Raw genomic sequence first — 21,887 nt, forward strand, 5'->3', positions numbered from 1 at the left:
CATGGTGGCCCATACGGGGGCCAGTTGGCACTAGTGCCTGCCCTGTCGGCCCTCACCTCGTAGCGTTCCTGCCCCATATCTCGTAGCAGAATTAAGTGGAGCTTCACGGGCGCTGTGCCGACACTGCCCCTATGACCCCTCCCTCATCGGTTCCTCCCCCCTTCGGCCGCGCGCTCTGCGCGATGGTCACGCCCTTCACGGACAACGGTCAGCTCGACCTCGACGGCGCGCAGCGGCTCGCCGGGCGTCTGGTGGACGGCGGCTGCGACGGGCTCGTGCTCTCCGGCACCACCGGCGAGTCGCCCACCACCTCCGACGGCGAGAAGTCCGCCCTTGTACGGGCCGTCGTCGAGGCCGTCGGCGACCGGGCCACGGTCGTCGCGGGCGTCGGCAGCTTCGACACGCGGCACACGGCCGAGCTGGCGGCGCAGGCCGAAAAGGCGGGCGCGGACGGCCTGTTGGTGGTCACGCCGTACTACAGCAAGCCGCCGCAGGACGCCGTCGAGGCGCACTTCCGCGAGATCGCCGACGCATCAGGGCTGCCGATCGCCCTCTACGACATCCCGGGCCGCACCGGGACGCGTATCGAGCCGGAGACGCTGCTGCGGCTCGCCGAGCATCCCCGGATCGTCGCCGTGAAGGACTGCGCGTACGACCTGATGGGTACGCAGAAGGTCCTCGCCCGGACCGATTTGGCGTACTACACGGGCTGCGACGAGTACATCCTGGCGATGTACGCGATCGGCGGCGTCGGCTACATCAGCACGGTGGCCAACGCCGTACCGCGCCAACTCCGGGCGATCGTCGACGCGTTCGACGCCGGAGACACGACGGAGGCCCGGCGCCTCCAGCAACGGGCCATGGAACTCATCGAGTTGATGATGGGCGCGGGCCTCCCCGGTACGGTGACCTCCAAGGCGGTGCTCGGCGAACTCGGTCTGCCCGGCGGTCCGGTGCGCGCGCCGCTGCGGCCCGCCGGCCGCGAGGCGACCGACGGGCTGATGGCGGCGTACGAGACGCTGCAGTAGCTGCAGCCGGGGGTCAGCGGGCGGCGAACATCGGCGACCAGCGGCCCGGATAGTCGGCCGACGCCTTGCGGAAGTCGCTGAGCGGCACGACCTTCTCGCTGCCGATGGTGACCAGCAGGAGCTGGTTGCGGAACTCGCCCTTGCCGTCGCACTTCTTCGGGTCGCAGCCCCACGCGATGAGCCGCTTGTTGTCGGCCCAGGCGAGCTGCTGCTGCCCCGGCACCGTGGTGATCTTCTTGCCGGTCCTCGGGTCGAGGATCGGCGAGCCCTTGTCGTTGCCGTCGCTCGCGAGCAGCTTCCCGTCGGGTGAAAGACCGGCCTCGGGCCAGCCCGCGTACCGCTCGGCGGCGGGCGCCTTCGTCTTCTGGCCCTCCGGCGTGTACCAGGCGCGGTTCTCGCCGTCGGGGCCGTCCGCAAGCTGGACGTAGAGCAGCTTGCCGTCATGGCTCCAGCGCAGGTCCTCGCGCGAATTGCCTTCGAAGAAGCCGAACTTGCCGGCGGCCTTCTGCGGCAGCTCGCGGAACGGGCCCACCTCGCCGGACGAGGCGTCGACGACGAAGAATCCGGTGCGGCTGCCGTGCCGCTGGGGCGGGTTCTTGGGGTGGTCGTCGGGCAGGTCGATCAGCCGGTCGGGGTTCTTGCTGTACGCCGTGGCGACCAGTTTGCCGCCGTCGGGGGACCAACCGACCCCCGCCACCGGGTGGTTCACCGGGATCCAGCGTTCGACCTTGCCGGTGATCAGGTCGAGGATCCCGATGCGCCGGGCGGGCAGCTCGCCCTCCAGGACCGCCGCGGTGCGCATGCCCGGCGCGACATCGATCCAGGCCCACTTCTTGGAGGCCTTCTTGTACGTTCCCGTCTTCTGGTCGAGCAGGCCGTACGTACGGGTGGTGAGCTTGTCGCCGCCCGGCTGCTTCGTCGTCTCGACGGTGTAGAACGCGGCGAGCGCGGTGTTCCCCGCGGCGATCAGGTCCCGGGGCGGTGACTGGTCGGGGTGGGCGACGACGTCGCCGGTCTGTGCGTCGCTCGCGGGGCGTACGTCCTCGCCGCCCGAGTCGAGCGCGGGCACGGCCACCGCGGCGGCGACCGCCGCGGCCGTGGCGACCGCGAGGCCCGCGACGGTGCGGGTCCTGCGGCGGCGCCTGAGGGTGAGCACCCGGTCGGCGAGACCGTCCGGGGGCCGCACGCCGTCGCCCGCCTGTTCCCGGAGCGACTCGCGCACCACTTCTTCCACGTTCACGGTTTTACCTCCACGGACGACACGGGCGAGTAGTCAGGGGCCGGCGGTCGGCCGGGGTCAGGGCCGTCGAGCGCCGCCAGTTCCGGCGCGAGGCCACGCAGCTTGGCGAGCGAGCGGTGCGTCGTACTGCGCACGGTGCCCACCGAGCAGCCGAGCAGCCGGGCCACGTCCGCCTCCGGCAGGTCCTCGAAGGAGGGGGTCCCCCCTGCTCGAGCGAAGTCGAGAGCTTGGGGGAGCAGGACCAGCACGGTGCGCTGCCGGGTGGTGAGCCGGGCGAGCGCGGCCCGCATCACGATGCGCAGCTCGGCGGCGCCCGATCCGTCCCCCACGGCGCTCTCCGGCGGCTCGGCGACGGCCAGTTCGCGCCGCGGCCACTTCAGCCGCCAGCGGCTGACCTGCTGCCGGTAGAGGATCTGCCGTACGTATGCTTCGGGGTCGTCGATCCGATGCCACCGGCCCGCGGCCTTGACCAGCGCGTTCTGCAGCAGGTCCTCGGCCGCGTGCCGGTCGCCGCCGCTGAGCAGCACGGCGGTCCTCAGGAGTGCGGTCGACCTGTTGTCCACGAACTCCCGGAAGCTTTCCTGGCCTTCGGCATCCATCGCCACCTTCTCGTCTCCTGCGTTCCTGCGGGCCTCACTGCCCCTCTGCCCGTGATGACGCGCGCGGCGCCGCCCCGCTATGCCTCGCCTGTGCGTCTACGTCTTGTGTGTCTGCCCCTACATACGCGTGGGCGGCCCGCACCGGTTTCGGTGCGGGCCGCCCAGGCGGAGTGGCGCGGTGCGTCAGTTGTGGCTGTGCAGGACGTCGTTCAGGCCGCCCCACACCGCGTTGTTCGGGCGGGCCTCGACGGCGCCGGAGACCGAGTTGCGGCGGAAGAGGATGTTCGAGGCGCCGGAGAGCTCGCGGGCCTTGACGATCTGCCCGTCGGGCATGGTGACGCGGGTGCCCGCGGTGACGTACAGACCGGCCTCGACGACGCACTCGTCGCCGAGCGCGATGCCGACGCCCGCCTCGGCGCCGATCAGGCAGCGCTCGCCGATGACGATGCGGACGTTGCCGCCGCCGGAGAGGGTGCCCATGGTGGAGGCGCCGCCACCGATGTCCGAGCCGTCGCCGACGACGACACCGGCGGAGATGCGGCCCTCGACCATGGAGGTGCCGAGCGTGCCCGCGTTGAAGTTCACGAAGCCCTCGTGCATGACGGTCGTGCCCTCGGCGAGGTGCGCACCGAGCCGGACGCGGTCGGCGTCGGCGATACGGACGCCCTTCGGCGCGACGTAGTCCGTCATGCGCGGGAACTTGTCGATGGAGGTCACGGCGAGGTGCAGGCCCTCGGCGCGGGCGTTGAGCCGGACCTTCTCGACGTCGTCGACGGCGACCGGGCCGAGCGAGGTCCAGGCGACGTTGGCGAGCAGGCCGAAGACGCCGTCCAGGCTCTGGCCGTGCGGCTTGACCAGGCGGTGGCTGAGCAGGTGCAGACGCAGATACGCGTCGTGGGCGTCCAGCGGCTTCTCGTCGAGGGACGCGATGACCGTACGTACGGCGATGATCTCCACGCCACGGCGGGCGTCGGGGCCGATGGCCTTGGCGGCGCCGTCGCCGAGCAGCTCCACGGCGCGCTCGGCGGTGAGCCGCTCGGTGCCGGACGGGCCCGGCTCGGCGGCGAGCTCGGGTGCGGGGAACCAGGTGTCGAGGACGGTGCCGTCGGCGGTGACGGTGGCAAGGCCTGCGGCGACGGCGCCGGTGGTGCGGGAAGCGTTCGTGTCGGTCATGGGGAAAACCTAACCGGCGGGGCGCCGCGCGGGCGAACCGGTCTCAGTGGCCGAGCCGGTCGCGGGCCGCGGGGCGGGCACGGTCCGCCTCCCGGCGGCCAGCACGACGCCGCCCGCCACTGCCGCGAGGACCGCGCACAGCGGCCAGAGCAGCCCCGGCGCCACGGTGTAGAGGGCGCCGCCGAGCGGCGCGGAGAGCACGACGCCGCTCACCGAGACGCCCGAGTACAGGCTCTGGAAGCGGCCCTGCACATGAGCGGGCGCGTGGTCGGCGACGTACGCGGTGGCCGGGGTCTTATAGAGGATCTCGCCCGCGGTGAGCAGCAGCATCAGGGTGACGGCCGTCGCGAGGCCGGTGCCGAGGGCGAGCGCACCGTATCCGGCGCCGACGAGCAGCAGCCCGGTGCCGATGATCCGCAGCGGTGCGCGGCCGCGCAGGGCGAGGGTGGCGGGCAGTTCGAGGAGCAGGATGACGCCGCCGTTGATCGCGAGGAGCCAGCCGTAGACGCCGGTGTCGAGACCGTGCCGGTCGAGGTCGACGGGGAGGGTCGAGTACTGCTGGCGGTAGACGAGGTCGGTGACGAGGATGGCGCAGAGCAGGACGAGCACGGTGGGGCGCTGCCGCAGCGCGGCGAAGACGCCGGGCCCCGGCTCGGCCGCCTTTCCGCGCACCGCGCCGTGCGCGGGCAGCACCCGCGAGGCGTACGCGGCGAAGGCGAGGGTGCCCAGACCGTCGACGACGAAGAGCCAGCCGTAGGAGGCGTGGGCGATCAGCAGGGCGCCCAGCGGGGGCCCGACGGTGAAGCCCGCGTTGGTCGCGAACCGCGTCACGGCGAAGGCCTGCCGCCGCTCGCCCTCGGGCACGCTCACGGCGACGAGCGCTCCGTTGGCCGCGCGCACGCATCCCCCCGCGTACTGGCCGAGTGTCGGCACGACGTAAAGGAGCGCGACCGGCAGGACGGGCAGCGCGAGCACTGCGACGCCGCTGACCAGCGATCCGACCAGGAGCACCCGGCGGTGGCCGTACCTGTCGCCGAACCAGCCGCCGGTGAAGTTGCCCGCGACCTGCCCCGCCCCGCCGATGCCGCTGATCAGCCCCGCTTGGGCGACGGAGAGGCCGCGCCCGTCCGTCAGGTAGACGAAGAAGTACACGAAGGTGAAGGCCACGACCATGTTGAAGAAGCCGCCCGCGGCCAGCAGCCACACCGTTCTCGGTACGTCACGCAGTCCCCGCCCTCGCGCATCGCGCTTCCCCCGCAGCATGCCACCCCCGGCAGACGAGTCAGTTCCTTTTGGGAACGGACTATGTCAGCATGAGAGGCATGGCGCAACGGACCCGACTCGACGACGACCACTGCGCCATCGCGCAGGCCCTGGACGTCGTGGGCGACTGGTGGACCCTGCTGATCGTGCGGGACGCGGCCCGCGGCCTGCACCGCTTCGACGAGCTGCAGCGTGAACTGGGCGTGTCCCGCAAGGTGTTGACCGAGCGGCTGCGTCTCCTGGTGGACGCGGACGTGCTCACGCGCCTCCCCTACCAGGACCGTCCGGTACGTCACGAGTACCGCCTGACGCCGCGCGGCCGCGCACTGCTGCCCGTCCTGGTGGCGCTCCAGGACTGGGGCGACACCTGGGTGATGGGAGAGGGAGAGACGATGGCGACGGCGGCGGAGGCCTCCCTGGAGGCACAGCGGGTCCACGAACTGCTCGGCACGCGCCTGCCCGAGCTTCAACTCCTGGGGCACGACGAGGAGTTGTCCGACCCCGTGGCCACGGCCACCCCGCTCACAGTCCTCTACTGCTTCCCCGGCGCCTACGCCCGCAAGGACGCCTACCCCCCGGACTGGTCGAGGATCCCCGGGGCCCAGGGCTGCACCCTGGAGTCCTGCACCTACCGCGACAGGATCGCCGAGTTCACCGCCGCGGGCGCGACGGTCCACGGCGTATCCACCCAACGCCCGGACGAGCAGCGGGCGTTCGCCGAGAAGGAGCGGCTGCGCTTCCCGCTCCTCTCGGACGCGGACCTGAACCTGACGGCGGCGCTGCGCCTGCCGACGTTCCGCGCGGCGGGGGTGAGCCGGCTGAAGCGGCTGACCTTGGTGGTGGACCGGGACCGGGTCGTGCGGGACGTGCAGTACCCGGTCACGGATGTCACCGCGAGCGTCGATGCGGCACTCACGGCGGTTCGGCGGCTGCGGGGGTCAACCCCCTGACGCGACAATCCGGTTGAACGCCTCGCGCGCGTACTCCTCGTCGTACCGCGCGTCCGTGAGCAGTACCTCCAGACAGATCCCGTCCATGAGCGCGGCGAGCGCCCGCGCGGTGACGGCATCGGTGCGCTGCTCCAGAACCTCGGCGAGGCCCACGCCGCACTCGGCGGCGACGGGCCGCAGGGCGGGCTTGCGCAGGGCGGCCAGATAGAGCTCGTACTCCAGCTCCACCTCCGTGCGGTCGCCCGCGAGCCACTCCCCGAGCAGTGCCGCGAGCTCACCGGCGATATCGGCCCGCGGGTCCTCGAAGGCGCTCCTGGCGGCGACCGCCTTGGCGAACCCCTCGTTGGCCTGCCGCAGCGCGGCCACCATCAGCTCGTCAAGTGTCTTGAAATGGTAGGTCGTGGACCCGAGCGGCACATCGGCCTCGGCGGCGACCGACCGGTGACTGAGCCCGCCGATCCCCTTCTGCCCCACCACCCGGATCGCGGCGTCGATGATCCGCTGCCGCCGCTCGGGGTCGTACCTGCGGGCCATCAGTGCGCACCTCCGAGGTTGAGCACGACGACGCCCGCGATCACGAGCGCGACCCCCGAGACCTTGACCAGACTGGTCGACTCCCCCAGGAACAGCATCCCGATACCGGCGACCGCGGCGGTCCCTATCCCCGCCCAGATCGCGTAGGCAGTCCCCACGGAGAGCGTCTTCAGCGTCTGCGCGAGCAGCGTGAACGCGATCAGATACCCCGCGACGGTGATCAGCGAGGGCCAGAGCCTGCTGAACCCTTCGCTGTACTTCATGGCCGTCGTCCCGGCCACCTCCGCCGCGATGGCCGCGGCCAGCAGTCCGTATCCCATGCGTACGAGTGTACACAACGTTGTGTACGGGCGTACGCAAAGCCGGGCGGCAAACCGGTTAAGGTGACGCGATCACTGTGGGGGGCCACAGAGAACACTCAGCGAGATCCGCACGACACTACGGAGCACAAGAGCGATGTCGGACACATCGGGGTGGGGACCACAGGCGCCTTACGGCGGGCCGCCGGGACCGTACGGGCCGCCAGGGCCCTACGGCGGGCCACCGCCCGGCTGGGGCTGGAACGGCAGCAGCTGGGCGCCGCTGCCCCCGCCGCCCAAGCCGGGAGTCATACCCCTGGCGCCGCTCGGCGCCAACCACATCATCGGCGGCGCGTTCGCAACGATGCGGCGCTACGCCAAGCCCCTGTTCGGCACCGCCGCCGCGGCCTACGGCCTGCTCGCCGTCGTCCTCGTGGCCGGGGCAGGGCTCGCCTACGCCGCGACCCAGGAGCACGTCCGCGCGGCGTACGAACCTGGTGCGGACTTCACCTGGGACGACGGCAGGCCGATCCTGATCGCGTTCGGCCTGGTGTGGCTGCTGTTCATGCTCGCCACGCTGGTCGTCAACTCGTTCATCCAGGCATCGTGCGCCGCCACGCTGCACGAGGCGGTGCTCGGCCGCCCGGCGACGTTCGGCGCAGTCTGGCGCAGGGCGTGGTCAAGGACGCCGTCCGTGCTGGCCGTGACGCTCTTCCTCTCCCTCATCCTGATGCTGCCGGTGGCCGCGTTCGCGCTGGTCCTCTTCTCCCTCCTCTTCCTGATGATGACCCAGTCGCTCATCCCCATCGGCCTGGTCTTCCCACTGTTCCTGCTGACGATGCCGCTCGCGGCCTGGCTGTACGTCCTGTTCGCCTTCGCCCCGGCCGCCGCGGTCCTCGAAACGGCGGGCCCCTTCACGGCGTTGCGGCGTTCCGTACGTCTGGTGCGCGGCGCCTGGTGGCGCACGTTCGGCATCTCGCTGCTCGCGGGCCTCATCGTGGTGGGGGTGTCCCTCGCACTGCGGCTCCCCCTGCAGTTCGCGGCGCCGACCCCGCCCCCGGTGGACCCGGACGACTCCGCGTCGGCCTACCTCCTGGACCAACTGCGCTCCCAGTTCGGCCTGTACGCCGTACTGGGCCTGGTCGGCAGCTTCCTCACCCAGCTGGCCGCCACCGTGTTCCTCCCCCTGGTGACCGCCCTCCTCTACATCGACAGCCGCATCCGCAAGGAGGGCCTGGCCCACACGCTGACGGAGGCCTCGACGGCCCAGCCGACCGCCCCGTAAAAGCAGTTCGGCCCCCCGCGCCATAAGCGCGGGGGGCCGAATCAGCCGTATCAGTGGTGTCTCAGACGTCTCAGACGTTGAACCCGAGCGCCCGAAGCTGCTCGCGGCCGTCGTCCGTGATCTTGTCCGGGCCCCACGGCGGCATCCAGACCCAGTTGATCCGGAGCTCGTTGACGATGCCGTCGGTGGCGGACTTCGCCTGGTCCTCGATGACATCCGTCAGCGGGCAGGCCGCCGAGGTGAGCGTCATGTCGATCGTCGCGATGTTCGCGTCGTCGATGTGGATGCCGTAGATCAGGCCGAGGTTGACGACGTCGATGCCCAGTTCGGGGTCGACGACGTCGTACAGCGCCTCGCGCACCTCTTCTTCGGAGGCGGGCTTCGTCAGCGTCTCGTTCTCGCTCATGCGGTCTTCCTCTCAGCGATCCCGGCTCCGGCGCCCTCGAGCGCCTGGGCCGTCGCGTCCTTCCACGCCATCCAGCTCAGCAGAGCACACTTCACACGCGCCGGGTACTTCGAGACCCCGGCGAACGCGACCGCGTCCTCCAGGATCTCCTCCATCGCGTCGTCCGGCTCCAGCTTGCCCTTGGACTGCATCAGCTCCAGGAACACGGCCTGGATCTTCTGCGCCTCGGCGAGCTCCTTGCCGACGAGCAGGTCGTTCAGGACGGACGCGCTGGCCTGGCTGATGGAGCAGCCCTGGCCCTCGTACGACACGTCGGCGATCGTCGACCCGTCGTACTTGACGCGCAGCGTGATCTCGTCGCCGCACGTCGGGTTGACGTGGTGCACCTCGGCGTCGCCATCACGCAGACCGCGCCCGTGCGGGTGCTTGTAGTGGTCCAGGATGACTTCCTGGTACATCGAATCCAGCTTCACGTTCCCAGCCAGCCCCTCAGCCGAAGAAGTTCCGTACGTGCTCCAGGCCGTCGATCAGCGCGTCGATCTCGCCGGGCGTGGAGTACAGATAGAACGACGCTCGCGTGGTCGCAGGAATTCCGTAGCGGAGGCAGACGGGGCGGGCGCAGTGGTGACCCACGCGGACCGCGATGCCTTCCTCGTCCAGGACCTGGCCCACGTCGTGCGGGTGGATGTCGCCGAGCGTGAAGGAGATCGCTGCGCCGCGGTCCTCCGCCGTGGACGGACCGATGATCCGGAGGTCGGGGACCTCCAGGAGGCGCTTGACCGCGTACTCGGTGATCGCGTGCTCATGCGCGGCGATCTTGTCCATGCCGATCGCGGACAGGTAGTCCACGGCCGCGCCCAGGCCGACGGCCTGGGAGACCGGGGGCGTGCCCGCCTCGAACTTGTGCGGCGCGGGAGCGTACGTCGACGAGTGCATCGACACGGTCTCGATCATCTCGCCGCCGCCGAGGAACGGCGGCAGGTCCTCGAGGAGTTCCTGTCGTCCCCACAGCACGCCGATGCCCGTCGGGCCGAGCATCTTGTGGCCGGTGAAGGCCACGAAGTCGGCCTGCAGCGCCTGCACGTCGAGCACCATGTGCGGGGCGGCCTGCGAGGCGTCGATCAGGACCAGGGCGCCGACCTCCTGGGCGCGGCGGACGATCGCCTCGACGGGGTTGAGCGTGCCCAGGATGTTCGACACGAGCACGAAGGAGACGATCTTCGTCTTCTCCGTGATGATCTCGTCGATGTTGGACAGGTCGAGCCGGCCGTCGTCCGTGAGACCGAACCACTTCAGCTTCGCGCCCGTGCGCTGCGAGAGCAGCTGCCACGGCACGATGTTGGAGTGGTGCTCCATCTCCGTGATGACGATCTCGGTCTCGTGGTCCACGCGGTAGGGCTCGTCGGCCCAACCGAGCATGTTGGCCACGAGGTTGAGCGACTCCGAGGCGTTCTTGGTGAATATCACCTCGTCGCGGCTCGGCGCGTTGATGAACGCCGCGACCTTGTCACGGGCGCCCTCGTACAGCGCCGTGGCCTCCTCCGCGAGGACGTGCACGCCGCGGTGGACGTTGGCGTTGTGCTTCTCGTAGTACTCGTTGAGTACGTCGAGCACCTGGCGCGGAGTCTGGGACGTCGCCGCGTTGTCCAGGTAGACGAGCTTCTTGCCGTCGTGGATCGTGCGATCCAGGATCGGGAAGTCCTTGCGGATCGCCTCGGTGTCGAGGAGGCCGGAGAGCCCCTGGTGGGCCAACGTCACGCTGATACGCCACCCTTCGTGTAAGCCTCGTAGCCCTCGGCCTCGAGCTTGTCGGCGAGCTCCGCGCCGCCGGACTCGGCGATGCGGCCGTTCGCGAAGACGTGCACGAAGTCGGGCTTGATGTAGCGCAGGATGCGCGTGTAGTGCGTGATCAGCAGGGTGCCGACCTCGCCCGTCTCGCGGACGCGGTTGACGCCGTCCGAGACCTGACGCAGGGCGTCGACGTCCAGACCGGAGTCCGTCTCGTCGAGGATCGCGATCTTCGGCTTGAGGAGCTCCATCTGCAGGATCTCGTGGCGCTTCTTCTCACCGCCGGAGAAGCCCTCGTTCACATTGCGCTCGGCGAAGGCCGGGTCCATCTGGAGCTGCTCCATCGCGGACTTGACCTCCTTCACCCAGGTGCGCAGCTTGGGGGCCTCGCCGCGGATCGCGGTGGCCGACGTACGCAGGAAGTTGGAGACCGAGACGCCGGGGACCTCGACCGGGTACTGCATGGCCAGGAACATGCCGGCGCGGGCGCGCTCGTCGACGGACATCTCCAGGACGTCCTCGCCGTCGAGGGTGACGGTGCCCTGCGTGATCGTGTACTTGGGGTGGCCCGCGATGGAGTACGCGAGGGTCGACTTGCCGGAGCCGTTCGGGCCCATGATGGCGTGGGTCTCGCCCTGCTTCACGGTCAGGTCGACACCCTTGAGGATTTCCTTGGTGCCGTTGTCGACCTCGACGGTGACGTGCAGGTCGCGGATTTCAAGCGTTGCCATGTGCCTCAGGACTCCTGGGTGACGGAGACGAGCACATCGTCCCCTTCGATCTTTACGGGGTATACGGGGACCGGGCGCGTCGCGGGAAGGCCGGACGGCTTGCCGGTGCGGAGGTCGAACGCGGAGCCGTGCAGCCAGCACTCGATCTGACAGTCCTCCACCTCTCCCTCGGAGAGGGAGACGTTCGCGTGCGAGCAGATGTCGTAGATCGCGAACACCTCGCCCTCGGTGTGGACGACCGAGACCGGCGTGCCGTCGAGTTCCACCCGCTTCGGGGTGTCCTCCGACAGCTCGCTCAGCCCACAGACGCGTACGAAGGTCATGCGACCGTCGCCTCCAGCTCCTCTTCGATCTTGGCGATGAGGCGCTCCTCGACATCCGGGATGCCGATCTGCTGGATCAGCTCGGCGAAGAATCCGCGGACGACCAGGCGGCGCGCCTCGTCCTCCGGGATGCCGCGCGACTGCAGGTAGAAGAGCTGCTCGTCGTCGAAGCGGCCGGTCGCCGAGGCGTGGCCCGCGCCGACGATCTCGCCGGTCTCGATCTCGAGGTTCGGCACGGAGTCGACACGGGCGCCGTCGGTCAGAACCAGGTTGCGGTTCATCTCGTACGTGTCCGTGCCCTCGGCCGCGGCCTCGATGAGGACGTCGCCGATCCACACCGCGTGGGCGTCGTCGCCCTGGAGCGCGCCCTTGTAGACGACGTTCGACTTGCAGTGCGGCTGATTGTGGTCGACCAGGAGGCGGTGCTCCTGGTGCTGGCCCGCGTCGGTGACGTACAGACCGATGAGCTCGGCCTCGCCGCCCGTGCCCGCGTACTGGACACGGGGGTGCAGGCGGACGACGTCGCCGCCGAAGGTCACGACGACCGACTTGAAGGAGGCGTCCCGGCCGATCAGCGCGTTGTGCTGCGCGACGTGCACGGCCTTGTCGTCCCAGTCCTGGACGGAGACGACGGTCAGCTTGGCGCCGTCGCCCAGGATGTAGTCAACGTTGGCCGCGAGCACGGCGTCACCGGTGTGGTCGATGACGACGAGGGCCTCGGCGAACGCGCCCAGCTCGATGACCTGGTGCGAGAAGACGGTGCCGCCCTGGCCGTGCACGGCGATCCGGATCGGCTCGGTGAGGACCGTCTCCTTGGGGACGGTCACGACCGAGGCCTTCTCGAAGGACGAGTACGCCTGCGCGGCGACGCGGTCGACGGGCTTGCCCGCCTTGCCCACGCGCGCGTCGTCACGGCCGACGGTCTCCTGGGTCACGCCCGCCGGCGCCGTCACCTCGACGCGGATGCCGCCGGTGGCGGCCGCCGTGCCGTCGTGCAGCCCGCGAAGGCGCTCCAGCGGCGTGAACCGCCACTCCTCCTCGCGGCCGTGCGGCACGGGGAAGTCCGCCACGTCGAAGGACGGGGGCGCGCTCATACGGGTGGCGACGGTGGACTCGGCGGCCACCGCGATGGATCCGGCGGTGGTGGATCCCACCGGGATGTTCTGAGCCTCAGCCATGGCTGTCGTCGTGCTCTCTCTCTGCGTAAGAAGTCTGCTCGCTGCTACGGGGACGCGGCCGGTCTTAACCGACCGAGCCCTCCATCTGCAGCTCGATCAGCCGGTTCAGCTCCAGGGCGTACTCCATGGGCAGCTCCTTGGCGATCGGCTCGACGAAGCCGCGGACGATCATCGCCATGGCCTCGAACTCGGTCATGCCGCGGCTCATCAGGTAGAAGAGCTGGTCGTCGGAGACCTTGGAGACGGTCGCCTCGTGACCCATGGAGACGTCGTCCTCGCGGACGTCGACGTACGGGTAGGTGTCCGAACGGGAGATCGTGTCGACGAGCAGTGCGTCACAGAGCACGTTCGACTTCGAGCCGTGAGCGCCCTCGCCGATCTCGACGAGACCGCGGTAGGAGGTGCGGCCACCGCCACGCGCCACGGACTTCGACACGATGTTGGAGGACGTGTTCGGCGCCATGTGGACCATCTTGGAACCGGCGTCCTGGTGCTGCCCCTCGCCCGCGAAGGCGATGGAGAGGGTCTCACCCTTGGCGTGCTCACCCATGAGGTAAACAGCCGGGTACTTCATCGTCACCTTGGAGCCGATGTTGCCGTCGATCCACTCCATGGTCGCGCCCTCGTACGCCACGGCGCGCTTGGTGACCAGGTTGTAGACGTTGTTCGACCAGTTCTGGATCGTCGTGTAGCGGCAGCGGCCGCCCTTCTTGACGATGATCTCGACGACCGCGGAGTGCAGCGAGTCCGACTTGTAGATCGGCGCGGTGCAGCCCTCGACGTAGTGAACGTAGGCGTCCTCGTCCACGATGATCAGGGTCCGCTCGAACTGGCCCATGTTCTCCGTGTTGATGCGGAAGTAGGCCTGGAGCGGGATCTCGACGTGCACGCCCTTGGGGACGTAGATGAACGAGCCGCCGGACCAGACGGCCGTGTTCAGCGACGCGAACTTGTTGTCACCGACGGGGATGACCGTGCCGAAGTACTCCTTGAAGAGCTCCGGGTGCTCCTTCAGCGCCGTGTCCGTGTCCAGGAAGATGACGCCCTGCTCCTCCAGGTCCTCACGGATCTGGTGGTAGACGACCTCGGACTCGTACTGGGCCGCGACACCGGCGACGAGGCGCTGCTTCTCCGCCTCGGGGATGCCGAGCTTGTCGTACGTGTTCTTGATGTCCTCGGGCAGGTCCTCCCAGGACTCCGCCTGCTTCTCCGTGGAGCGCACGAAGTACTTGATGTTGTCGAAGTCGATGCCCGACAGGTCCGAGCCCCAGTTGGGCATGGGCTTCTTGTCGAAGAGGCGCAGGCCCTTGAGGCGCAGCTTGGTCATCCACTCCGGCTCGGACTTCTTGGCCGAAATGTCCCGGACGACGTCCTCATTGATGCCGCGCTTGGCAGAGGCACCAGCCGCGTCGGAGTCGGCCCAGCCGTATTCGTACGTACCCAGACCCTCGAGTTCGGGGTGGGCAGTCTCCGTGGGGAGAGTCATGCGGGGTTCCTCCCGGCCGTGCTTGCAGATGCGTTATGTGTGGTCTGTGGGGTGTTGCGGGGAATGAACGTCGTGCAGACGCCGTCGCCGTGGGCGATGGTGGCGAGCCGCTGGACATGCGTTCCGAGCAGGACGGAGAAGATCTCCGTCTCCGCCTCGCACAGTTGCGGGTACTGCTCGGCGACATGAGCGACGGGGCAGTGGTGCTGGCACAGCTGCTCGCCTACCGGCGCGCTGCGCGCCGTAGCAGCGTACCCGTCGGCGGTCAACGCCTTCGCAAGAGCCTCGGTGCGCTGCTCCGGGGGCGCCGCGTCGATCGCCTTGCGGTAGGCCTCGGCCTGGGAGGCGATCCGCTCGCGGGCGAATTCGACGACCGCTCCCTCGCCGTGCCGCTCGCCGATCCAGCGCAGGGCGTCGGCGGCGAGCTTGTCGTAGGACTGGTCGAAGGCGTCCCTGCCGCAGTCCGTCAGGGCGAAGACCTTAGCGGGGCGGCCGCGCGTACGCGTGCCGTAGACCCGCTGCTCGCGGGCCTCGACCACGTTCTCGTGGACGAGGGTGTCGAGGTGCCTGCGTACGGCAGCCTGGGTGAGGCCGAGGCGCTTCGCGAGGTCCGCGACGGTGGACGGGCCGTGATCCAGGACGGAGCGCGCGACCCGGTTGCGCGTAGACCGCTCCCCGGTCGCGAGTTCCTCCTGCGGAGCCTCGCCAACGTTTTTCACAACGCCATTGTTGCGTAATTCCTCAGAGCCTGACAACCCGCGTCCGGATCACGGTCCGGTGCGCTGCATCACTTAGGCATACCTAAGCTGACCTGCGGAAATGATCACTGATCGATCAAATCGGTGGCGCCGGGCGAGCGGTCCGGGAAGACTCCCGGACCATGCCCACACCCCCTCCCACCGGCCCTTTGTGTACGCGGAGCTCCCTCGCGGCCGACCTCCGCGAGCTCGGCGTGCGGCCCGGCGAGACCCTCCTCGTGCACTCCTCGCTCAGCGCGCTCGGCTGGGTCAGCGGTGGCCAGATCGCCGTCGTGCAATCACTGCTCGACGCCCTGGGCGAAATCGGCACGCTGGTGGTCCCCGCGCAGTCCAGCGACAACTCGGACCCCGCCGAGTGGGAGAACCCTCCCGTGCCCGAGTCCTGGTGGCCCGAGATCCGCGCCTCCATCCCCGCGTACGACCCGCGCACCGCGCCCACCCGTGGCGTGGGCGTGATCCCCGAGACCGTACGGACCTGGCCAGGAGCCGTCCGCAGCGCACACCCGCAGACCTCCTTCGCGGCGATCGGCCCCCGCGCGGCCGCCCTCATGGACGGGCACGCGCTCGACTGCCGACTCGGCGAGCGCAGCCCGCTGGCCCGCCTGGAGAAGGAGCACGCGCGCGTACTGCTGCTCGGCGCGGGCTTCGACTCCTGCACCGCCTTCCACCTGGCCGAGTACCGGATCCCCGCCCCCGAGGTCGAGAACTCCTTCGCGGTCATGACACCGGAGGGGCGCCGCTGGACGACGGTGCGCGAGCCCTCGATCTCCGACGAGGGCTTCGAGGAACTCGGCTCCGACTTCGAGCGGGACAGGCCTGTGGTGCGCGGCGCCGTCGGCGCGGCGACGGCTCGGCTCTTTCCCGTCGCCGACGCGGTCGCGTACGCGGAGAGGTGGCTGGACACCCACCGCTCACGGGCCGAGTGGGCGGGCTGACAGCCCCCTGCCCGCGCCCCTTCTCCCCCTCTCTAGACTTCCCGCCATGGGAACTGAGTCCGTCGTCCAGGTCACCGGCCTGGTCAAGCGGTACGGCAAGAAGACCGCGGTGGACGGCCTCGACCTCCGGGTCCGCGCGGGCACCGTCACCGCCGTCCTCGGGCCGAACGGCGCCGGGAAGACCACCACGATCGAGACCTGCGAGGGCTACCGCAGGCCGGACGCGGGCACGGTCCGCGTCCTGGGCCTCGACCCGGTCACGCAGGCCGCGGCGCTGCGCCCGCGGATCGGCGTGATGCTCCAGTCCGGCGGCGTCTACTCCGGCGCCCGCGCCGACGAGATGCTCCGGCACGTGGCGAAGCTGCACGCACACCCCCTGGACGTGGGCGCTCTGATCGAGCGCCTGGGCCTGGAGAGCTGCGGCCGCACCACCTACCGGCGGCTCTCCGGCGGCCAGCAGCAGCGCCTCGCGCTCGCCATGGCCGTGGTCGGCAGGCCCGATCTTGTCTTCCTGGACGAGCCCACCGCGGGCCTCGACCCGCAGGCACGCCGGGCCACCTGGGATCTCGTACGCGATCTGCGGCGCGACGGAGTCTCCGTCATCCTCACCACGCATCACATGGACGAGGCCGAGGAACTCTCCGACGACGTCGCGATCATCGACGCGGGCAAGGTCATCGCCGAGGGCAGCCCCGAGGAGCTGTGCCGCGGCGGCGCCGAGAACACCCTGCGCTTCAGCGGGCGCCCAGGACTCGACGTCGGCTCCCTTCTCAAGGCGCTGCCGCCGGACTCCGCGGCCGCCGAACTCACCCCCGGCGCCTACCGCGTGAGCGGCACGGTCGACCCCCAGCTGCTCGCCACGGTCACCTCCTGGTGCGCCCAGCACGGCGTCATGCCGGAGAAGATCGCGGTCGAACGCCACACCCTGGAAGACGTCTTCTTGGAGCTCACAGGCAAGGAGCTGCGCGGATGAGCGCCGCCGGTACGTACACACCGAAGCCGGGCGCCGCCCCGCTCCCCCGCATGATCGCCACGCAGGCGGCACTCGAGACGAAGATGCTCCTGCGCAACGGCGAGCAGCTGCTTCTGACGGTCGTGATCCCGACCCTGCTGCTCGTGCTGTTCAGCGCGGTCGACATCGTCGACACCGGCAAGGGCGAGGCCGTCGACTTCCTCGCGCCCGGCATCCTCGCGCTCGCCGTGATGTCGACGGCGTTCACCGGGCAGGCCATCGCGACGGGCTTCGAGCGGCGCTACGGCGTCCTCAAACGGCTCGGCGCGTCACCGCTGCCCCGCTGGGGCCTGATGACGGCCAAGACCCTGTCGGTCCTTGTCACCGAGGTCCTGCAGATCGCGCTGCTCACGGTCATCGCCTTCGCGCTCGGCTGGTCTCCGCAGGGCAGCCCCGTCTCCGTACTCCTCCTCCTGATCCTCGGTACGACCGCCTTCTCCGGGCTCGGCCTGCTGATGGCCGGGACCCTCAAGGCCGAGGCGACACTCGCCGCCGCGAACCTGGTCTTCCTGCTCCTGCTCGTGGGCGGCGGCGTCATCGTGCCGCTCGACAAGTTCCCCGACGCCGCCCAGTCGTTGCTCGGTCTGCTCCCCATCTCGGCGCTCTCGGACGGGCTTCGGGACGTGCTGCAGCACGGTGCGGGCATGCCGTGGGGGGGCCTCGGAATCCTCGCGGTCTGGGCGGTTCTGGGGCTCGGCGCGGCGGCGAAATTCTTCCGCTGGGAGTAACCGGCGTCACAAATACGCCACTTACGTCCCCCTCGTGAAGCCGTGCACAAGCGGCCCCCTACGATGGGGCCCGTGCCAAACGTGACCCGAGCCGACGCCGCTCAAGCCGTGCGCAACCCGCTCGCCTTCATCGCTGAACGCTGGACCCCGCGGCAGCGGACCGTCCGGCGCGCGGCCCTCATCTCGCTCGCGATGACGGTGTGCATCGTGGTCACCGGCGGCGCCGTCCGGCTGACAGGATCGGGGCTCGGCTGCCCGACCTGGCCCAAGTGCACCGACGAGTCGCTCACCGCCACCACCGAGATGGGCTTCCACGGGTACGTCGAGTTCGGCAACCGCCTGCTGACGTACGTGCTGTGCGCGGCCGTCGGCTGGGCGATCATCACGGCCCGCTCCCAGAAGCCGATGCGGCGCAGCCTGACCCGGCTCGGCTGGGTCCAGTTCTGGCTGGTCATGGGCAACGCGGTGCTCGGCGGCATCGTCGTACTCGTCGGCCTGAACCCGTACACGGTCGCGGCGCACTTCCTGCTCTCCACCGCCCTGATCGCGGTCGCCGTCACGATGTGGCAGCGCACCCGCGAGGGCGACGCAGAGCCGCGCCCGTTGGTCGGCAAGGCCGTGGCGCAGCTGGTGTGGGTCCTGGTCGGGGTGTCCGTGCTGCTGATCGCCCTGGGCACGGTCGTGACCGGTGCGGGGCCGCACGCGGGTGACTCCAGTGACGTACCGCGGATGAACCTGGAGCCGATCGGCCTCGACTGGGAGAGCGTCACCAAGCTGCACGCGGTCCTCGCCTGGATCGTGGTGACCCTGACGTTCGCCCTGTGGTTCGTCCTCAAGGCGGTCGACGCGCCCAAGGGCCCGCTGAACCGCACCCGGGACCTGTTCCTGATCCTGCTCGCCCAGGGCGCGATCGGCTACGTCCAGTACCTCACGGACCTGCCCGAGCTCCTGGTCGGCCTGCACATGTTCGGCTCCTGCCTGGTGTGGATCGGCGTGATGAGGGTGCTCCTCTCGCTGCGCGAGCGCCCGCTGGCCACGGTGGAGGTCCCGGCGCAGGCCGACGACTCCCGCCTGTCGGCGGTCTGACGGGGCTCAGCCCTCCGAAAGCCCGTACACGCGGCGGGCGTTGCCCGCCGCGACGAGCCCCGCCACCCGCTGTGCGTCCGCCAGCGACCACGCACCCTCCACGACCCAGCCGCCGAGCACCCTGCCCAGCGCCTCCTGGAACAGCCGCGCGCCCACCACGTGCAGCTCGGGAAGCCCGTGCGCGCCGCTGGAGAAGAGCACCTTGCCGAACGGCGCGAGCTCCAGGATCTCCGCGAGTACGGCCGCCGCGCGGGCCCCGGTGCGTACCAGCGCGGGGCCCAGATCGGCGTACACATGCGGGAAGTCGCCCGCGAGATGGGCGGCGCCCCGGTGGTAGGGGTAGCCGTGCAGCAGTACGAGATCGGTGCCGAGCCCCGCGGTCGCCCGTGCGAAGCCGCCGAAGTATGCCTGCGGGTCGCCGGCCCCCGCGTGCAGCTGCAGCGGGCGCCCCGACGCGACGGCGATCCACAGCAGATGCCTCAGCAGTACGGGGTCGCCAAGGGCGCCGCCCACCTGCCGCCCGGAGAGCCAGCGGCCCGCGGCGCCCCGCACTTCCCCGGGACCCGGCGGTTCGGGCGTCAGGGCGAGACCGTGCCGGACGCCGGCGACCGAGGTGAAGGCGACGGCGCCCGCGGCCGCCGCGTGCACGGACTCGGCAAGATTGGCGAGGAAGGAGTCGACGGTGCCTGAGGTGTCGGCAACCTGTTCGGCCAGCAATTCCAGGCGAACGATCTCGTGTGCGTCGGCGGCACCGGTGGACGCCATCTCCCCTGGCCCGGTGAGGTCTCCGGGCAGCCCGGTGTCGACGAGATACGTCGTGATGCCGCTGCCCCGCAACAGCCGCCGGGCCGCCTCGAGTACGCCCAGTTCGCGACGGCGGGCGAGATAGCGGGCGGGCGGGCAGTGCGGTTCGAGGCCGAGCAGCGGCGGGCACCAGCGGCGTACCGCGAAGCCCGTCTGGGTGTCGAAGAAGGTGGTGCCGGGCGCGGGCGGGCCATCGCCGCGGCCGAGGTGGGCCTCGAAGGTGCCGAGGCCCAGCTCCGTGCGCAGCACGCCATGGCAGTAGTGGTCCACCAGGGACGGCGTTTCGATCATCCGGGCTCCCGGTAGACGGACCGTGCTCCTACGGTCCTAACGGGTGACCCGGGCGTCAGGTGTTGCTTTCGGCCAGTCTGTACGACATCGACCGCGAGCCGTCAGCCGTTGCTGGGCCCGCCGAGCTGAATGCCCGCCATGCGCGTCCACTCGTAGGGCCCGGTCTTCACCTTGGCCGCGAAATCGCCGTCGAAGTTCTCGTGGACGGTGATCCCGGCCTTCTCCACGGCGCTCTGCGCGATGGCGTAGGTGGGCGCCACGAGATCACCCCACCCACCGTCCTCACCGACGAGGACGATCCGGGTGCCCTCGTGCCCGATGTACGCGATCTGCCCCTCGGCACCACCGTGCGCGCGGGCAAAGGCCCCGATCTCCTTGGCCAGCTTGGCCGCTTTCCGCTCGGCCTTCGCGGCCTGCTTGCTGTCGTCCACCTGCTGCGTGTCTGCCATGGGCAGGATGCTACCGACGGGTAGATCGTCTGGCGACGGGCGGGGTGAGTGGCGTCGCCCACGCGGACATCGACGGGGGGGCTCGGGCGACGCGGGCGGCGTGGCAGGCGCGGGGGCTCGGGCGACGCGGCAGGCGCGGGCGCCGCCGACGCGGGCGACGCGGCTGGCTCGGGCGACTCGGGTGGCTCGGGCAACGCCGCTGACGCGGGCGACGCGGCCGATACGGACGACGCGGGCGGCTTGGGCGACACGGGCACATGGGCGGCTCGGGCACACGGGCGCCACAGGCGACACGGGCAACGCCGCTGGCGCGGGCAACGCGGCCGACACGGGCGACACGGGCGGCTCCGGCGATGCAGCCGACACACGCGACACAGACCGACGCCGGGTCGGGCCGACGCGGGGTCGCAGACCAACGCGAGGGCGCAGACCAACGCGAGGGCGGCGCAGGCGCTGCGTGCAGCGCCTGCGCCTGGGCCGACCGGTGGAGCAGCGACGCGCACGTCCGGCGCACCACACGACAAAGCCCCAGCCGCCCGCGAGGGCGGCTGGGGCCTCAAAAAAACCGTCGACCGGGCCGGAGGCCTAGCGCAGGAAGGGATCCACCGCCACCGCCACGAACAGCAGCGAGACATAGGTGATCGACCAGTGGAAGAGCCGCATCTCCTTGAGCTTGCCGCCCGTGACCTCGGCCTTGGCGCGGGTCTGCAGGCCGTGCGCCTCCCACAGCCAGAAGCCGCCGGAGAGCAGGGCGACCGCCGTGTAGAACCAGCCGGTGTAGCCGAGCGGCTGAAGGAGCAGGGACACGGCGACCATGACCCAGCTGTAGAGGACGATCTGGCGGGCGACCACCTTGTTCGACGCGATGACCGGCAGCATCGGGACGCCCACGCGCGCGTAGTCGTCCTTGACCTTCATGGACAGCGGCCAATAATGCGGCGGCGTCCAGAAGAACATGACAAGGAAGAGGATGACCGGCGCCCACGACATCGAGTTGGTGACCGAGGACCAGCCGATGAGAACCGGCAGGCAGCCCGCGATGCCGCCCCACACGATGTTCTGCGAGGTGCGGCGCTTGAGGATCATCGTGTAGACGACCACGTAGAAAAGCAGCGCGCCCAGGGAGAGCCAGGCCGAGAGCCAGTTGACGGTCAGGCCGAACAGGAGCGTGGAGATCACCGCGAGCGAGATGCCGAAGACCAGGCATTCGCGGGGGCTCACCATGCCGGTGACCAGGGGCCGTTGCGACGTACGGTCCATCAGCGCGTCGATGTCACGGTCGATGTACATGTTCAGCGCGTTGGCGCCGCCCGCGGAGAGGTAGCCGCCCACACAGGTCAGCAGGACCAGCCACAGGTCGGGCACACCCTGCTCGGCGAGGAACATCACCGGAACGGTGGTGATCAGGAGCAGCTCGATGATCCGCGGCTTGGTCAGCGCCACGAACGCCATGACACGGGCCCCGAACGGCCGGTGGCTTGGGCTAGAGCTCGTCCCAATCGCTCCCGCTGGACGGGATTCAACGGCCGTCACGCACACCC

24 protein-coding genes are annotated in these 21,887 nt (G+C 70.2%); 7 read left to right on the top strand and 17 right to left on the bottom strand.

Annotated features, from left to right (window positions below; genetic code table 11):
* Positions 1-131: 131 nt before the first annotated feature.
* A complete protein-coding gene (dapA, locus tag AB0O76_RS41315; RefSeq protein ID WP_365502420.1) occupies positions 132-1,028 on the top strand; it encodes a 4-hydroxy-tetrahydrodipicolinate synthase in 897 nt (298 codons plus the stop codon).
* 13 nt (positions 1,029-1,041) lie between these two features.
* On the opposite strand, the gene AB0O76_RS41320 is transcribed toward dapA, so the two are convergent.
* From AB0O76_RS41320 to AB0O76_RS41335, 4 genes are all read right to left on the bottom strand, one after another.
* On the bottom strand, positions 1,042-2,268 hold the full coding sequence (locus AB0O76_RS41320) for a WD40 repeat domain-containing protein (RefSeq protein WP_365502422.1): 1,227 nt from the start codon (positions 2,266-2,268) through the stop codon (positions 1,042-1,044).
* Positions 2,265-2,867 carry a SigE family RNA polymerase sigma factor gene (locus AB0O76_RS41325; protein WP_365502424.1) on the bottom strand — a complete coding sequence of 201 codons (603 nt, stop codon included), beginning with the start codon at positions 2,865-2,867 and terminating at the stop codon, positions 2,265-2,267. Before AB0O76_RS41325 ends, AB0O76_RS41320 begins: the two co-directional genes overlap by 4 nt.
* Before the next feature lie 183 nt (positions 2,868-3,050).
* Positions 3,051-4,040, bottom strand: a complete 990-nt coding sequence (dapD, locus tag AB0O76_RS41330) for a 2,3,4,5-tetrahydropyridine-2,6-dicarboxylate N-succinyltransferase (protein WP_361826869.1) — start codon at positions 4,038-4,040, stop codon at positions 3,051-3,053.
* A 9-nt stretch (positions 4,041-4,049) separates the two neighbouring features.
* Positions 4,050-5,303 (bottom strand): MFS transporter, encoded by a 1,254-nt coding sequence (locus AB0O76_RS41335; protein WP_365502426.1) that lies wholly within the window; start codon positions 5,301-5,303, stop codon positions 4,050-4,052.
* Between the two features lie 59 nt (positions 5,304-5,362).
* Between AB0O76_RS41335 and AB0O76_RS41340 the strand changes: the two genes are divergently transcribed.
* Positions 5,363-6,253: a winged helix-turn-helix transcriptional regulator gene (locus tag AB0O76_RS41340; protein WP_365502428.1), complete on the top strand. Its 891-nt coding sequence runs from the start codon at positions 5,363-5,365 to the stop codon at positions 6,251-6,253.
* On the opposite strand, the gene AB0O76_RS41345 is transcribed toward AB0O76_RS41340, so the two are convergent.
* Both AB0O76_RS41345 and AB0O76_RS41350 read right to left on the bottom strand, forming a co-directional pair.
* Complete coding sequence (locus AB0O76_RS41345; RefSeq protein ID WP_365502430.1) at positions 6,242-6,787, bottom strand: TetR family transcriptional regulator; 546 nt, start codon at positions 6,785-6,787, stop codon at positions 6,242-6,244. The two genes, AB0O76_RS41340 and AB0O76_RS41345, sit on opposite strands and share 12 nt — an antisense overlap.
* Entirely contained in the window at positions 6,787-7,107 is a 321-nt protein-coding gene (locus AB0O76_RS41350) for a multidrug efflux SMR transporter (RefSeq protein WP_365502432.1), read from the bottom strand. The genes AB0O76_RS41345 and AB0O76_RS41350 overlap by 1 nt, the downstream gene beginning before the upstream one ends.
* A 136-nt stretch (positions 7,108-7,243) precedes the next feature.
* On the opposite strand from AB0O76_RS41350, the gene AB0O76_RS41355 reads away from it, so the two are divergent.
* Positions 7,244-8,371: a hypothetical protein gene (locus AB0O76_RS41355; RefSeq protein WP_365502434.1), complete on the top strand. Its 1,128-nt coding sequence runs from the start codon at positions 7,244-7,246 to the stop codon at positions 8,369-8,371.
* A 70-nt stretch (positions 8,372-8,441) separates the two neighbouring features.
* Here the strand turns inward: AB0O76_RS41355 and AB0O76_RS41360 are convergent, their stop codons facing one another.
* The 8 genes from AB0O76_RS41360 to AB0O76_RS41395 form a co-directional block, all read right to left on the bottom strand.
* Positions 8,442-8,777, bottom strand: coding sequence for a metal-sulfur cluster assembly factor (locus tag AB0O76_RS41360; RefSeq protein WP_135329414.1), 336 nt, complete (start codon positions 8,775-8,777; stop codon positions 8,442-8,444).
* Positions 8,774-9,250: a Fe-S cluster assembly sulfur transfer protein SufU gene (sufU, locus tag AB0O76_RS41365; RefSeq protein ID WP_135329415.1), complete on the bottom strand. Its 477-nt coding sequence runs from the start codon at positions 9,248-9,250 to the stop codon at positions 8,774-8,776. The genes AB0O76_RS41360 and sufU overlap by 4 nt, the downstream gene beginning before the upstream one ends.
* Before the next feature lie 16 nt (positions 9,251-9,266).
* Entirely contained in the window at positions 9,267-10,535 is a 1,269-nt protein-coding gene (locus tag AB0O76_RS41370) for a cysteine desulfurase (protein ID WP_360763641.1), read from the bottom strand.
* Positions 10,532-11,296: a Fe-S cluster assembly ATPase SufC gene (sufC, locus tag AB0O76_RS41375; protein ID WP_135329417.1), complete on the bottom strand. Its 765-nt coding sequence runs from the start codon at positions 11,294-11,296 to the stop codon at positions 10,532-10,534. Before sufC ends, AB0O76_RS41370 begins: the two co-directional genes overlap by 4 nt.
* Positions 11,297-11,301: 5 nt before the next feature.
* The gene (locus AB0O76_RS41380) at positions 11,302-11,619 is read right to left on the bottom strand and encodes a bifunctional 3-phenylpropionate/cinnamic acid dioxygenase ferredoxin subunit (RefSeq protein ID WP_365502437.1); all 318 of its coding nucleotides are present in this window, start codon (positions 11,617-11,619) and stop codon (positions 11,302-11,304) included.
* Positions 11,616-12,797, bottom strand: a complete 1,182-nt coding sequence (gene sufD / locus AB0O76_RS41385) for a Fe-S cluster assembly protein SufD (protein WP_365502439.1) — start codon at positions 12,795-12,797, stop codon at positions 11,616-11,618. The genes AB0O76_RS41380 and sufD overlap by 4 nt, the downstream gene beginning before the upstream one ends.
* A 64-nt stretch (positions 12,798-12,861) precedes the next feature.
* Complete coding sequence (gene sufB, locus AB0O76_RS41390) at positions 12,862-14,283, bottom strand: Fe-S cluster assembly protein SufB (RefSeq protein WP_135329420.1); 1,422 nt, start codon at positions 14,281-14,283, stop codon at positions 12,862-12,864.
* The gene (locus AB0O76_RS41395; RefSeq protein ID WP_365502441.1) at positions 14,280-15,002 is read right to left on the bottom strand and encodes a metalloregulator ArsR/SmtB family transcription factor; all 723 of its coding nucleotides are present in this window, start codon (positions 15,000-15,002) and stop codon (positions 14,280-14,282) included. Before AB0O76_RS41395 ends, sufB begins: the two co-directional genes overlap by 4 nt.
* 161 nt (positions 15,003-15,163) lie before the next feature.
* On the opposite strand from AB0O76_RS41395, the gene AB0O76_RS41400 reads away from it, so the two are divergent.
* The 4 genes from AB0O76_RS41400 (at position 15,164) to AB0O76_RS41415 (ending at position 18,802) form a co-directional block, all read left to right on the top strand.
* Entirely contained in the window at positions 15,164-15,976 is an 813-nt protein-coding gene (locus tag AB0O76_RS41400; protein ID WP_365502443.1) for an AAC(3) family N-acetyltransferase, read from the top strand.
* Positions 15,977-16,022: 46 nt separating this feature from the next.
* Positions 16,023-16,949 carry an ABC transporter ATP-binding protein gene (locus AB0O76_RS41405; protein WP_365502445.1) on the top strand — a complete coding sequence of 309 codons (927 nt, stop codon included), beginning with the start codon at positions 16,023-16,025 and terminating at the stop codon, positions 16,947-16,949.
* Positions 16,946-17,716 carry an ABC transporter permease gene (locus AB0O76_RS41410; protein ID WP_365502447.1) on the top strand — a complete coding sequence of 257 codons (771 nt, stop codon included), beginning with the start codon at positions 16,946-16,948 and terminating at the stop codon, positions 17,714-17,716. The genes AB0O76_RS41405 and AB0O76_RS41410 overlap by 4 nt, the downstream gene beginning before the upstream one ends.
* A gap of 63 nt (positions 17,717-17,779) precedes the next feature.
* On the top strand, positions 17,780-18,802 hold the full coding sequence (locus AB0O76_RS41415; protein ID WP_365502449.1) for a COX15/CtaA family protein: 1,023 nt from the start codon (positions 17,780-17,782) through the stop codon (positions 18,800-18,802).
* Between the two features lie 6 nt (positions 18,803-18,808).
* Here AB0O76_RS41415 and AB0O76_RS41420 read toward each other — a convergent pair whose 3' ends face one another.
* From AB0O76_RS41420 to AB0O76_RS41430, 3 genes are all read right to left on the bottom strand, one after another.
* A complete protein-coding gene (locus AB0O76_RS41420) occupies positions 18,809-19,897 on the bottom strand; it encodes an amidohydrolase family protein (RefSeq protein ID WP_365502451.1) in 1,089 nt (362 codons plus the stop codon).
* Positions 19,898-19,998: 101 nt separating this feature from the next.
* On the bottom strand, positions 19,999-20,346 hold the full coding sequence (locus tag AB0O76_RS41425) for a hypothetical protein (RefSeq protein ID WP_365502453.1): 348 nt from the start codon (positions 20,344-20,346) through the stop codon (positions 19,999-20,001).
* A 585-nt stretch (positions 20,347-20,931) separates the two neighbouring features.
* Positions 20,932-21,885 (bottom strand): heme o synthase, encoded by a 954-nt coding sequence (locus AB0O76_RS41430; RefSeq protein WP_365502463.1) that lies wholly within the window; start codon positions 21,883-21,885, stop codon positions 20,932-20,934.
* Between the last annotated feature and the right edge of the window lie 2 nt (positions 21,886-21,887).

Origin of the sequence: Streptomyces sp. NPDC086554 (assembly GCF_040686095.1) — a bacterium.
Taxonomy (GTDB): domain Bacteria; phylum Actinomycetota; class Actinomycetes; order Streptomycetales; family Streptomycetaceae; genus Streptomyces.

Coding starts and splice junctions, on each gene's coding strand:
- dapA (WP_365502420.1), top strand. CDS start 132: ATGACCCCTCCCTCATCGGTTCCTCCCCCCTTCGGCCGCGCGCTCTGC.
- AB0O76_RS41325 (WP_365502424.1), bottom strand. CDS start 2,867: ATGGATGCCGAAGGCCAGGAAAGCTTCCGGGAGTTCGTGGACAACAGG.
- dapD (WP_361826869.1), bottom strand. CDS start 4,040: ATGACCGACACGAACGCTTCCCGCACCACCGGCGCCGTCGCCGCAGGC.
- AB0O76_RS41335 (WP_365502426.1), bottom strand. CDS start 5,303: ATGCTGCGGGGGAAGCGCGATGCGCGAGGGCGGGGACTGCGTGACGTA.
- AB0O76_RS41340 (WP_365502428.1), top strand. CDS start 5,363: ATGGCGCAACGGACCCGACTCGACGACGACCACTGCGCCATCGCGCAG.
- AB0O76_RS41345 (WP_365502430.1), bottom strand. CDS start 6,787: ATGGCCCGCAGGTACGACCCCGAGCGGCGGCAGCGGATCATCGACGCC.
- AB0O76_RS41350 (WP_365502432.1), bottom strand. CDS start 7,107: ATGGGATACGGACTGCTGGCCGCGGCCATCGCGGCGGAGGTGGCCGGG.
- AB0O76_RS41355 (WP_365502434.1), top strand. CDS start 7,244: ATGTCGGACACATCGGGGTGGGGACCACAGGCGCCTTACGGCGGGCCG.
- AB0O76_RS41360 (WP_135329414.1), bottom strand. CDS start 8,777: ATGAGCGAGAACGAGACGCTGACGAAGCCCGCCTCCGAAGAAGAGGTG.
- sufC (WP_135329417.1), bottom strand. CDS start 11,296: ATGGCAACGCTTGAAATCCGCGACCTGCACGTCACCGTCGAGGTCGAC.
- AB0O76_RS41380 (WP_365502437.1), bottom strand. CDS start 11,619: ATGACCTTCGTACGCGTCTGTGGGCTGAGCGAGCTGTCGGAGGACACC.
- sufD (WP_365502439.1), bottom strand. CDS start 12,797: ATGGCTGAGGCTCAGAACATCCCGGTGGGATCCACCACCGCCGGATCC.
- sufB (WP_135329420.1), bottom strand. CDS start 14,283: ATGACTCTCCCCACGGAGACTGCCCACCCCGAACTCGAGGGTCTGGGT.
- AB0O76_RS41400 (WP_365502443.1), top strand. CDS start 15,164: ATGCCCACACCCCCTCCCACCGGCCCTTTGTGTACGCGGAGCTCCCTC.
- AB0O76_RS41405 (WP_365502445.1), top strand. CDS start 16,023: ATGGGAACTGAGTCCGTCGTCCAGGTCACCGGCCTGGTCAAGCGGTAC.
- AB0O76_RS41410 (WP_365502447.1), top strand. CDS start 16,946: ATGAGCGCCGCCGGTACGTACACACCGAAGCCGGGCGCCGCCCCGCTC.
- AB0O76_RS41415 (WP_365502449.1), top strand. CDS start 17,780: ATGGGGCCCGTGCCAAACGTGACCCGAGCCGACGCCGCTCAAGCCGTG.
- AB0O76_RS41420 (WP_365502451.1), bottom strand. CDS start 19,897: ATGATCGAAACGCCGTCCCTGGTGGACCACTACTGCCATGGCGTGCTG.
- AB0O76_RS41425 (WP_365502453.1), bottom strand. CDS start 20,346: ATGGCAGACACGCAGCAGGTGGACGACAGCAAGCAGGCCGCGAAGGCC.